This window comes from Salinivibrio sp. KP-1 (assembly GCF_000968645.1).
Taxonomy (GTDB): Bacteria; Pseudomonadota; Gammaproteobacteria; order Enterobacterales; family Vibrionaceae; genus Salinivibrio; species Salinivibrio siamensis.
Genome location: NZ_LAQR01000002.1, coordinates 310,549 through 322,449, shown reverse-complemented (window position 1 = coordinate 322,449; position 11,901 = coordinate 310,549). Strand labels below are relative to the sequence as shown.

The following is an 11,901-nucleotide window of genomic DNA, read 5'->3' as shown; positions in this document are numbered from 1 at the left end:
TTCATTGATTGAGACGTAACGCTTACGACTGAAGCCAAACTGGGTTGGTCCATGCCGTGCTGCCGTCTTTGTCTTCCACTTCTAGGTTGATCCAACCTTCTGCATCCGCAGGAATAGGCAGTGATAGCTCAAGGCGCTGTGTACTCTCTTCGGGGTTAATGGTGATGCTGTTTAGCACCTCACCACCTTGACCGATTAAGCGCACTTCTTTGAGACCATCAGCGGCGACTACATTGATATCCCATTTATCACCAGCCTTGGCGGTTTCACCAAACATGATGTTTTGTGGGTACAGAATGGGCCCCTGAGTGGCATAGCCGTGACCTGCTTTCAACGCTTTGGCAAAGGCAAGAGGCGTTAGCTCACCATCAACATTGGCCATCATACGAATACGACCGGTAAGCTGGTTCCACGCATCATGAGTATCGGTACCGGCTGTGAGGTACATGGCTTCGCCTTGATCCCAAAGCTTGTGCGCTTTTTCAAGGGTCGGCTCGTTATCGACACGTGCGTTGAGCTCCATCAGGTCGAAACGATCGGTCTTACCACCCGGCACCGCATCCTTAGCGATATTGGTGAAGTAGCCATAATCGTTATATGGGTGGTTCATCGGCACCACTTCTGCGCCCATCTCATGCGCAGCATCAATCAAGGTGTGCACGTCATCAGTACCCGGATCGACCGTCAGCGCGGCGCCATTGTCGATGGGGAATGGGTTCATGTGTCCCCACGATGGCGAGATCTCAATCGATGGAATGAAAGGTACGCCACGTTTTGCTGATAGGTCAGCAAACACTTTGTGATTAATGGTGGAGTCATGATCACTGATAAAGGTCAGATCCAAGTCAGTTGCCAACTGAGCACGCACCACGATTTCTGGAGGTGTTACCCCTTCCAGCACATTGCCGTGGTGGTGCAAGTCAGCGCCATACCAATGGTTACGGTTAGGGAAAGTCACCTGAGGCACTTTCACCACTTGTTGGTTGGTTTTGCCCGACTCGAGCGTTACATCCAAAGTTTGTGATTCTGCAGTAAAGCCCGCACCGGCGTTAATGCCTAACTTGTATTCACCCGGTGCCAGTTTTAGCTCGGCATGGCCGGCAGGCAGCAAATCAGTGAAGAAGGTACGCTTACCCAAAAATTCAACCGGTGGCGCTTGGCCTTCAATGATAGTCACACGCGCGTCTTTGGCGACACCAGAGGCCGCTTCTTCCACGTTAAGTGCAAGCGTCGCTGGGCTTTTCAGCGATGTGAAGTCCAATGTTTGTTCACTGTCAGCACTCACGGTAATAGATTGCGGTTGGCTATTCGCATGTCCTGTTGCCGTGCCATACACTTGGTACTTACCTTCTGGCAATGCCATGTTGTATTGACCCTCTTTGGCAAGGGTCCACGCGTAAGGGTGACCGTCTTTTTCAATCATCACAATCGCATCGGCTGGCACGTTACCGTTGTCAGCGCGCAATTGGCCGCTAATGGTGCCCGTCGCTTCGCCATGACGCTCAGCTTCCGCTTTGACAATCGGTGCCATATCGCCGTTGGGAACAACCTGGAGCTTAGAGTCAAAGGTACGGGTCTCGCCCGCTTTAAGCGTGTGACCCAAATACATATCGCGGCCGTTATATTTGATGCGATCAAAATAAGGCGCATGCAGTGCGAACGCCCAATCACGGTCATACGCCACCATGCGATCGGCTAGGGCATTATCGGCCATCGCTTCTTCATTGCCTTCAAGACCTGGTACCGCGAACTGATAGCCCGTATCCGGCCAAATCGTGTGGCCTGATTCTAGCTCAAGGTCGTCTTCGCCTTGGTTGCTCATCACGGTTTTGAGTCCAATCGAATCAGAGCCCGCTTCCAAGGTGTACCAAGTGGTAATGTCGACCTTGTCGAAGTTACGGCTCACTTTGATCACCGCTTTTTCATCGCTGTCTTCCACAATGTCAATCGACTTACGATCGTTCGGCCAAGCCGACCAGCTATTAGGGATGAAATCTGCAAAAGCGACTCGGTCTAGATCAATTTTGCCATTTTTCACCGCCGCGAGGTCCACCAAGGTACCACGTGGCACGCCCCATGGTGGCGCAGACTCAACCGCCAATGCGAACGCGACATGCTCATTTTTTACCGTGATGTCTTGGGCATGCGTTGCCTCGCCATCTGGGATTGCAGTCTTACCTTGAGTAATGCTGACGTCGGCGTGCGCTGAGGCACCCAACAAAAGGCCAGAGACTAAGGTTGCCACTGCGCTTTTTGAGAATTTATGCATGAAGGCACTTCCTTTTTTTCATGGTTTGTTATGTGAATTTTCGATGACATTGTGCGTTAAGTTAATTACACGTTCAAATAAAAAACATCGTAAAAACCCTACAAAACCACACATTTAATACGTCCACTAACAATTTAAAAAACCACAAGATACTGATATTATGATAACTTTTTCTGAAACCCACTATTCAAATGATCGTTTAAAAAATATTTAGACCCCAAATAGATTGACCCCTAACGAGGCGCAAGTCGCGCAATCTTTGACCAACAAATTGATAACAATTGTCGCACTAAACGCCGACGTATTGACGCACCTCCTGCTCACTCTTTAATGATATTTAGCGCGCACATTTAGATATTTACTCAACTATAATGAATAAAAATACAACAAGAACATCAAAAATCATGCTTTTAAAGACAATCGATGCACAATAAAAAGCCAAGCATCAACTTGGCTAACAGGGGGAAGCGTGGAGAGGAAGAGACAGAGGCCACATCGCGCCTATGATGCGGACTTCACTGCATGCTAGTGTTTTTGTCGCTGCGCTAACATCGGCATTAAGTGGCGATCGCCTGTTGCTAACAGCGCTTGGCCGAGGCTTTCACGCCATTGCGGCCAAACACGGTAAACGTAAGGGTTTTGTCCTTCGCCAGGATTAAAGCCTCCCACAAAGGCATCGCGTATCGATTTCAGCGCTTTGTCTTGGCCGGTTTCACTGTTATCAAAGCCTTTTTTACTATCTCGGGCTTTTATCCCCGCCCCGACTGAGCTTGGCAGATAGGTAAGTGGCTGATTCAGGCCCTGTTGATAGTCTTCAACCAAGGCTTGTAGGTGTGCTCGCGCGTCATCTTTGCTGAGTGGGGAAAACTCAATGGTTTCTTTCACTCCCACCAGCGTACTCGGCACGGCTTCGCCCATTGCGCATTGGCATAAATGATCAATCCATACCGCAAGCTGATGACGTACAGTCAGATCGCCACAATGAAAGCGAACCAAGCAGTCTTGATAACGCCGATTGAGCCAACCTTGCAGTTGTACCTCACCCAAGGCAGTAGGAAGGGTCAGATTGAGTTCAAGATCGGGGCGCGGCGCGGCGAGCAACGGCGTCAAGCGTTGGTACATGTCACGGATCACCGTAACTTGCGTATCCAAGGTCAATTCGCCAAAGTACGCTAAGGGCAACTTGCCCTGTCCTCGCTGTCGGGCCATAAAGTCCTGCACACTTTGGGGGCTGTCATCGGTTTCAATAAAGTGGGCTAATAGCTGATCGCGCAGCTGAAAGCGGTGCAAGGTATCTAAGCGAAAGGGTTCAAATTCTTCTAACGGCGCTTCTAACTGCTCAAAGAAGACTTTCAAGCGGCGTTGGAAAAAGTAGCGCACGGGCAACCGCCAAAAGCGCTGCAACTCTGCCAATTCAATCACAGGATCGATATGGCTATCCGGATCAGGGCTTAATGCATCATCCATAAATGCCGGCAGTTGTGTCCCTTGCCCTTTGGCAGCCGGTAGCCACTCTTGCGCGTAGCTACCATCATGAGCAAACGCCTCTGGGCTAAAGGGAGTGAGTGGATGAGTCTGAATAAGCCTCTCTTCCAGCCGCTGACGTGACTGGACTTCGGGTAAGTCGCGGTCACCGGCCAAACAGTAGCCTTGGGTACAATATTCAAGCAGCTCGGTAACCAGCACCGACGGGACTTTTAAGCTGTTGTCTTGCACTGAGCGACCGACATAACTGATATACAAACGCTGCTGTGCTGACTGCAGCGCTTCTAAAAACAGGTAACGATCATCGTCGCGGCGCGAGCGATCCCCTGCCCGCGTGCGGCCCACCATTAAATCAAAACCGACGCTAGGCACAGTGCGCGGGTACACGCCATCATTCATCCCAAGCAAACACACCACATCAAAGGGAATTGAGCGCATCGGCATCAAGGTACAAAAGTTGACCTGACCGGCCAAAAAGCGCTGGCTGACTCGCTCGTTGTTGAGGCGACCATTAAAGTAATCGCGCACCACGGGCAACGTTAGCGTGTGGGTAAAGGCAGCATCGCTAAGCTGTGTCAGCCAACTGTCTAACTGGGTACGGATTAATTTGACCGCTAACTCTTCATCCCCTTCAATGGCGAAGCAGTCATCCAGCATTTGGGTCAGTCGCGCCACCCACGCCTTGCCATCGCACTCAATCGCTAACTGCTGCTGGTAGTAAATTAAGGTGTCGATAAACAGCCCTAAACGCCCCGCCAGCTCCGCATTAAGCCCTTGGACTTCATCATAAGGGACGGTGTCTGCAAACAAGCCGGCCTCACTCGGCATCGCGTAGCCAAGTAGCATACGTTTCAGGCCAAATAGCCACGTATTCTGATACTGCTCGGGCAAGGCAAATTGACTCGCGGTATGGGTATCAAGCCCCCAGCGAATGCCGGTTTCTTCCACCCACTGCTTAATCTGATCAAACTGTTGGCTGTCGATGGCAAAACGGCGTGACACCGCCGGCACCTCAAGAATTTCCAATAGTTCCGCCGCACTGCATCGACTATCAGGCAGGGTGAGCAGACGCAAAAAGGCGGTTAACACCGGGCTTTCTTGATCGGCGCTGCGATCTGAGATGGAAAAGGGAATAAAACGCTCACTCGGCGCATTACCAAACACCGCTTGAATGGCGGGGCTGTAGGCATTGATATCCGCCACCATCACAATCACATCGCGGGGGCTCAGTGATGGGTTGGCCTCAAACATCGCGAGTAGCTGATCGTGCAGCACTTCGACTTCGCGCATCGGGCTGTGACAGGCATGGATTGCGATGGAAGCATCATCTGGCTCGATTTCTGTTTTCGCCGCACTGGTTTCAGTCTGCTTGGGATCGCCCGGCTCATTCAAATTCAAAATATCGGCTTGGAGATGATGCAGCAGATTATCGCGGTTGACCTCAACGAAGCCGCTATCAATCTCATTACAGGCCATTTCCGAGAGCAGCAGTAAGTTGTCGCGCCCCAGTTTTCCCATCGACGCCAGCAAGCTGTTCCCTACTTCACCGTGCTCGGGCTCATCAAGTCCCAGTGCCAATTGGCTCTCGGCGGGGATGTCTTCAATTCGGCTGATCTTATCCCGCGCCAATGCGGCACGTTTAGCCAGATAGCGCTTGTCGCGAATATCGCCCCAATAGTAACGGCATGGGTTGGTGAACATAAAATGCACCTCCACATGCTCGCCCAGTGCTTGCAACGCATCTAGATAGCGTGGTGGGAGCGCGGAGATGCCAAATACAAACACCCGTTCAATATCAGCCAGCCCCGCAGGCTTGTGCTGATGGCTGGTTAAGGTATCGATAAACTCTTGATACAAGTTAGCGCGATGGTAAGGCGATTGGCCCAGCGCCAATGTGTGATCGTATAAGCGACGCCACAGTTTTTGCTGCCAAGGCTGCACATCGTCAAGCTCGGGTACCGGTTGCTCTTGCTCCCATGCCAGCATCCACTCGGGGCGATAGACCAAATACTGGTCGAAAATATCGGCCACTTTTTCGGCCAGCTGGTAAGCGCGTTGCTGATCCTGGCTATCTTCCAAATACGCGGCTAAATCAGCGAACTCTGGCGCATCCAGACAGCTGGGTAAGATGTCCATTAGCTTCCATGTCATCGCCTCTTTATTGAAATCACTGCGCTCAGGCACGCCATCCAACACCCGCACAAACAACTGCCAGATAAAGGTAGCGGGAAGTGGGAATTCGACGTTAGCGACAATCTGCTGCTCGTTGGCGAGTGCCATTTTTAACCACTGCGCCATGCCGGGGCTTTGCACCAGAATAAGTTCTTTTTGAAAGGGGTCAGACAGCGGACGCTGCTGGATCAGGGAGACCAACAGCGATTTTAACAGATCGAGCTGATTAGAGTGATAAACAGTAAACACAAGGCGCTCACATGGGAAAGATAACTGGCATCGATTGTGGCCGATTGCCGTACTAAGCGCAAACCGCTACCGACACACCGCGACCTCGCACACGACTTGTTAAGCGCGTGATAATCCGGCAAATCGCTGAGCGATTACACGCGATTGTCACCCACACTGAATGCGATCAGCTGGCTGATATGGTTCAGTGAACGCCCCGACTCTTGCTGCCACTCATTAAATGCCTGTTGCGCTGCTTGCATCGCCCGCTTGGTCTCTCTACCGCTATCAACGATTTTAGTCGCGCGCAGGTAGTGCTCGATATCACGGGTGAACAAGAAGGTGTCCTTGCCCATTCGGCGCAAGGTATAAGCACCGGTATTACCGCCTAAACGCTTACCGTGTTTTTTTAAATACTGCCATAAACCGACAATATCCTCGCTGGGCCAATCGGCGACAAACTGGCTAAAACTGCCGTGCGATTGCTGCACGCGGTGGATCATTTCCGCGTTGTGCGGAATCGTCATCACCTTGGTAAGGTGACGAATAATCGCTGGGTTGGTGGCTTTTTCTTCCCACATTTCCGGCGGCATCAGCAGCATTTTCTCAATATCAAAGCCCCAGAATACCTCTTCGAACCCCGGCCACTTTTTACGGACGACCTGCCAACTAATGCCCGATTGAAACACCTTCTGACTAAACGCCGCTAACCAGCGATCATCCGGTATCTCACACAAGGCATGAGGCGCAAGCGGCGCCACCAACATGCGCTCTACCTCGCGTTGACCGCCTTTGCGCTCAGCGGCACGTTGATAAATGGTGCTAAATTTTTCTCTCATGTCACAATCATGGCCGGGTCAGTGGACAATGGCCCTTATCCTACTGTATAAAAAGACAGTAAATCAACGAAGAGAGGGTAATTATGGCCGTTATCGTCAAGTACGTGGTCGAACGCGAGGGAGAAGAAAAGATGACATTTACCTCCAAAGCTGAAGCCGACGCCTACGACAAAATGTTGGATATGGCGGATGCCATGTTCGATCTGATTGGAGAAAGCGAACTGGTAGACGACGAAGAAAAGCGTGAAGCCTTGTCGCTATACCTTGCTCAACACAAAGACTCGGTGCTTGAAGCACTGGGCGCAAAACGCAAGGCGGCAAAGAAAAAGCCGGCAAAAAGCGAGAACAAAGCGGACGAGAGTCGCGACGACAAAGACGCCGACGCGGCCTAATGTTGTGAATTGCAGATCCTTTTAACATCCGCGAAAGAGCAAGCCCATTTGGCTTGCTTTTTTTATGCCTGTCTCCTGATGACTATGCATCAACATGAATCGGTGCGCTGACCTGTAACGGTTTTTGCCTCCGCCAGCCGTTAAGCGCTTCCAACCACCGCCGCTTGTCTTTAAGATGAAGTGTTTGATGTTTTAAGCCCAACGACACAAGGAGACTCCCCCCAATGGCAAGCTTTGCTCTGGCACTCGGTACCGCCACTCAAAACCAGGACGGTAAAATCATTGAAGCCTATTTCCCAGCGCCCCTGCTTAATCCTAGTGATGATCTGGTAAGTGCCCTAAGCGCGCTAACCGATTATAGCGCCGGTAATCAGGTACTAGAGGTTGCATCAGAAACCTGCGCTGCAATCAGTGAAGCCTTCGCCGCCGCTGGCGCCCAAAAGGCAGCTAACTTTGCGAGCAAGGCTCAACAAACCACACAGCCACTGGTGCTGGTTATTCTAGAAAACGACAGCAAACCCGCATCGGTGGCTGAAGGCTTCCTCAAGCTTCAGCTGATCTCGCACCGCTTAGTCAAACCACACGGTGTGGTGCTAGACGGACTCTTTGGCCTGCTGCACAACATTGCTTGGACCAACCAAGGCCCAATCGACTTGCCGGAACTGCCTGAGCGTCAGATGGAAGCGCGTCTGAAAGGCGAAACATTGACCGTTGAGTGCGTGGATAAATTCCCGAAAATGACCGATTACGTGGTGCCTGCCGGTGTGCGTATTGCTGATACCGCCCGTGTTCGCTTGGGCGCCCATGTGGGTGAAGGCACCACGGTGATGCACGAAGGCTTTATCAACTTCAATGCCGGCACCGAAGGCAAGAGCATGATTGAAGGCCGTATCTCTGCGGGTGTGATGGTCGGTCAAGGTAGCGATATTGGCGGCGGTGCATCCATTATGGGGACGCTGAGTGGCGGCGGCCAGATTGTGATCTCAATTGGTGAGAACTCACTGTTGGGTGCCAATGCTGGCCTTGGCTTCCCATTAGGCGATCGTTGCACCATCGAGTCAGGACTGTATGTCACCGCAGGCACCAAAGTTACCATGCTCGACGCTGACGGCAATGTGGTCGAAAGCATCAAAGCACGTGATTTGGCCGGTAAGTCGGACCTATTGCTACGCCGCAACTCAAAAACGGGAGCGGTTGAATGCTTAACCAACAAAACGGCGGTCGAGCTCAACCACGAGCTACACGCGAATAACTAATCAAGCCCGCTTTTAGTTCTTTTCAGAGGCGGCCAACTTGGTCGCCTTTTTTATGTCTACTTTGCTTGAATCACTATCGCGTCACCGCAATACGCCAAAAAGCACAAGCAGGTTTGTGGCACATTTTAACCACAAGCGAAAACTAGGAAAATAAACAGGCGCGAGGCGGCCCTGACTGGCGGGTAAATCAGCGTTCGTGACCTCTCCCAACGTAGCATTTTTGGCATTGAGTTCAAGGCTTTTCCGACCTTTTCGGTGTCAGGATTCGCAGGTGCTCACAGATCCTTCTATCGATATCCTTCCCCCCTTTAAACATGAGCTAAGTCACGTTATCAATAATGGAAAGCGGTAATCTGAAGATGAACCTAATACAGGGGAACAAAGAGGAAAGAGTATGAGAGTGGAAATTGCAGGCAAAAACATCGAAATCACTCCCGCCATCCGTGAGCGCATCGAAAGCCGCTTTGAAAAGCTGGCCAAGTGGCAGGTGGCACTCATCAATCCTCATGCTGTGATCAGTAAGGAGCCAAACCACCAGTTCAAAGTGGAAGCGAAAGCTGGGCTACCAGGTTCAACACTGGTTGCCTCTGCTGAAAGCGACGACATGTACAAAGCGATTAACGAGGTGGGCCAAAAACTCGAGAAGCAACTGAATAAGGTCCAACACAAAGGCGAAGCGCGCCGTAACGATAAATCAGCCGCGACGGTTGCGATGGAAGAAAATCCAGCCGATGAGGAAATCTAACCCTCAGCGCAACACCTAACTCGCTAAACATGTTAGCCCTGCCCTCGCGGGGCTTTTTGATCCTTGACACGCCTGCCTGCGCCCCATATGGTTAATCCATACGCAAACATAACAACACAACGCCCAATGCTGATTCTCGTTCGTTTTTTTCGCTTCTTTTTTATCTCGCCAACGCGGGAGGAAGCGTGCTAAGCCAAATCAGCCTGGCGCACTAACCTCCCAACCGGGAGGTTTTTTTGTATTAGAACAAGGATAATGTATGCCAGACACACCACGCCCACTGGATGAGATACGCACGCGAATAAGCCAGCTTGATCAAGAGCTGCTGACACTATTGGCAGAGCGCCGTCGCTTAAGCCTAGATGTCGCCAAAAACAAAGTCGCCGTGCAAAAACCGATTCGCGATCAAGCCCGCGAACAAGCCTTATTAGAAAAACTGGTGACCAAAGCGCAAGATCACCAGCTAGACGCCCACTATGTATTGAGTCTGTTTCACACCATTATCGAAGACTCGGTACTTATCCAGCAGCGCTATCTGCAAAACCTAGCCAACCCAGACAATCAGCGTCCAGTGGCACGGGTTTCTTTCCTGGGCAACCAAGGCTCATATTCCTATCTCGCCGCGCGCCAATACTTTAGCCGCAAGCAAACCGAACTGGTGGAAATGGCCTGCGACAGCTTTAAAAAGGTGGTAGAAACGGTAGAAACCGGCCATGCCGATTACGGCATCTTACCCGTAGAGAACACCAGTTCTGGCTCAATCAATGAAGTGTACGATCAGCTGCAGCACACGCGTTTATCGATTGTCGGTGAGCTCACGCTGCCTATCGACCACTGCCTGCTTACCGTCGGTGACCAAGACCCAAGCCAAATTGATACCTTGTATGCCCACCCGCAGCCGCACCAGCAATGCAGCGAATACATTGACACCTTGGGTAAAGTGAAGAAGATTTATTGCTCCAGCACCGCTGAAGCCATGCAACAAGTGGCGGATTTAAACCAGCCCAACGTCGCCGCGATTGGTCATGCGGCGAGTGGTGAGTTTTACGGTTTAACCGCGATTAAGAGCGAGATAGCCAACCAACAGCAAAATCACACCCGTTTTATTGTCGTGGCCCGCAAGCCGGTTAAAGTGTCGTCACTGACCCCTGCCAAGACCACCTTTATCATGTCGACGTCGCAGCAAGCGGGTTCCTTGGTGGAGTGTTTAATGGTATTGCGCGAGCGTGGCATCAATATGACCAAACTCGAATCTCGGCCAGTACTCGGCAACCCATGGGAAGAGATGTTTTACGTCGATGTTGAAGCCAATATGGCCAGCAACCTGATGCAAAGTGCGCTGGACGAGCTCACCACTTTGACCCGTTATCTAAAAGTGCTCGGCTGCTACCCGTCAGAGACTATTTCCCCCACCGAAGTATCGCTGCCGGACAGCAACGAATAATCGCGAGTAGCCATTAACGCCAAAAGCCCACGATGTGGGCTTTTGGCGCTTTAATCATTATCATATCGCTTAAACCACCGTGTGAAGTCCATGCTGAACACCCCCAAAATAGTCAAATTTTCGCTCAATAAGGTCGAAAAACTGACCGTCCTTTTTTTCGTAATAACGAAACAACGCGTAAGCAATCAGGTCCGCGAGTTGAATCAATCTTGTTGCTTCAGAATCGATAAAGGCAGGGACTTCTGCCATATTCCTCAGCCGCCCCCAGTCATGACCATCGAGTTTAAACGCTTTAGCGAGTGCTTGAATCGGTGCTTCTTTGCTGCTCTTGTCAAAAAGAATCAGACCTCTTTGGGTATTATTGAAGTGAACATGTTGTCTGGCTAAGAAATGATCGAAGCGGGTTACAATTTGTTGAAAGGTATAATGAACCGGATCATTTGGAGAGATGGCACCTTTTCTTACAACTGATGCAAATATTCTAAATTTACGCCCATCAATTAAGCTAAGAGCCTGTTTGATGGCTTCTAGGCGCAACTCTTTATCAAACTTCCGCCAAAAGCCTCGCCCCGCAAGCATGGGGGCGCCGTGGAGTTCAACAGCGTGGGGGTCTTGTGGATTGAAGATTGCCGCGATTTTATCTAACTCAAGAGAAAGCCAATGTGCAGAGCGCTCGAACACACTAAAGCCAGCGAGAACAAAATGCTCTTGGTCTGCGCCACCAGGCGTGCCGGATTCATCTGCGTACAACAAAAACATATACGAACCCCTAAGATAATAGAGAGTCGCTACGAAAGGAAATGGGGGAAAGAAGGCGGCGGAAAGAGCTACGAGCTCAGCGCACTACAACAAGGCAGCACACCATAGATTGTTTCCAACCGCTCAATAACTATATCCCTAAATCACAGACTCTGCAACGATAGTTCTAATACGCTTTCGACCGCTTGCTGTAGCCTCAAACACGCAATAACCGTACATCTCATAGCGACGAAATAATACTTTTGAATCCGCTTAGCCTACTACAAAGACTCACTTTTCTACGTGCGAGCCTGATTATAAATACCCTATCAC

8 protein-coding genes are annotated in these 11,901 nt (G+C 50.8%); 4 read left to right on the top strand and 4 right to left on the bottom strand.

Features of this window, described 5'->3' with window-relative positions; all coding sequences use genetic code 11:
* Window positions 1-22 precede the first annotated feature (22 nt).
* The 3 genes from WN56_RS05940 to WN56_RS05930 all read right to left on the bottom strand — a co-directional run bounded on the left by WN56_RS05940 (window position 23) and on the right by WN56_RS05930 (window position 6,993).
* Window positions 23-2,269, bottom strand: a complete 2,247-nt coding sequence (locus tag WN56_RS05940; RefSeq protein ID WP_046074138.1) for a CehA/McbA family metallohydrolase — start codon at window positions 2,267-2,269, stop codon at window positions 23-25.
* Between the two features lie 525 nt (window positions 2,270-2,794).
* Entirely contained in the window at window positions 2,795-6,175 is a 3,381-nt protein-coding gene (gene recC, locus WN56_RS05935; RefSeq protein ID WP_046074137.1) for an exodeoxyribonuclease V subunit gamma, read from the bottom strand.
* Between the two features lie 134 nt (window positions 6,176-6,309).
* The gene (locus WN56_RS05930; RefSeq protein ID WP_046074136.1) at window positions 6,310-6,993 is read right to left on the bottom strand and encodes a DNA-3-methyladenine glycosylase I; all 684 of its coding nucleotides are present in this window, start codon (window positions 6,991-6,993) and stop codon (window positions 6,310-6,312) included.
* A gap of 83 nt (window positions 6,994-7,076) precedes the next feature.
* Here WN56_RS05930 and WN56_RS05925 point away from each other — a divergent pair, with 83 nt between their 5' ends.
* The 4 genes from WN56_RS05925 (at window position 7,077) to pheA (ending at window position 10,830) form a co-directional block, all read left to right on the top strand.
* On the top strand, window positions 7,077-7,385 hold the full coding sequence (locus WN56_RS05925; RefSeq protein WP_046074135.1) for a YebG family protein: 309 nt from the start codon (window positions 7,077-7,079) through the stop codon (window positions 7,383-7,385).
* Between the two features lie 224 nt (window positions 7,386-7,609).
* Window positions 7,610-8,641 carry a 2,3,4,5-tetrahydropyridine-2,6-dicarboxylate N-succinyltransferase gene (gene dapD, locus WN56_RS05920; protein ID WP_046074134.1) on the top strand — a complete coding sequence of 344 codons (1,032 nt, stop codon included), beginning with the start codon at window positions 7,610-7,612 and terminating at the stop codon, window positions 8,639-8,641.
* Window positions 8,642-9,035: 394 nt separating this feature from the next.
* Complete coding sequence (gene hpf / locus WN56_RS05915) at window positions 9,036-9,386, top strand: ribosome hibernation-promoting factor, HPF/YfiA family (protein WP_046074133.1); 351 nt, start codon at window positions 9,036-9,038, stop codon at window positions 9,384-9,386.
* Between the two features lie 259 nt (window positions 9,387-9,645).
* Window positions 9,646-10,830, top strand: coding sequence for a prephenate dehydratase (gene pheA / locus WN56_RS05910; RefSeq protein ID WP_046074132.1), 1,185 nt, complete (start codon window positions 9,646-9,648; stop codon window positions 10,828-10,830).
* A gap of 69 nt (window positions 10,831-10,899) precedes the next feature.
* On the opposite strand, the gene WN56_RS05905 is transcribed toward pheA, so the two are convergent.
* Window positions 10,900-11,589 carry a DUF3800 domain-containing protein gene (locus WN56_RS05905; RefSeq protein ID WP_082084423.1) on the bottom strand — a complete coding sequence of 230 codons (690 nt, stop codon included), beginning with the start codon at window positions 11,587-11,589 and terminating at the stop codon, window positions 10,900-10,902.
* Window positions 11,590-11,901: the final 312 nt, after the last annotated feature.

Coding starts and splice junctions, on each gene's coding strand:
- WN56_RS05940 (WP_046074138.1), bottom strand. CDS start 2,269: ATGCATAAATTCTCAAAAAGCGCAGTGGCAACCTTAGTCTCTGGCCTT.
- WN56_RS05930 (WP_046074136.1), bottom strand. CDS start 6,993: ATGAGAGAAAAATTTAGCACCATTTATCAACGTGCCGCTGAGCGCAAA.
- WN56_RS05925 (WP_046074135.1), top strand. CDS start 7,077: ATGGCCGTTATCGTCAAGTACGTGGTCGAACGCGAGGGAGAAGAAAAG.
- dapD (WP_046074134.1), top strand. CDS start 7,610: ATGGCAAGCTTTGCTCTGGCACTCGGTACCGCCACTCAAAACCAGGAC.
- hpf (WP_046074133.1), top strand. CDS start 9,036: ATGAGAGTGGAAATTGCAGGCAAAAACATCGAAATCACTCCCGCCATC.
- pheA (WP_046074132.1), top strand. CDS start 9,646: ATGCCAGACACACCACGCCCACTGGATGAGATACGCACGCGAATAAGC.
- WN56_RS05905 (WP_082084423.1), bottom strand. CDS start 11,589: ATGTTTTTGTTGTACGCAGATGAATCCGGCACGCCTGGTGGCGCAGAC.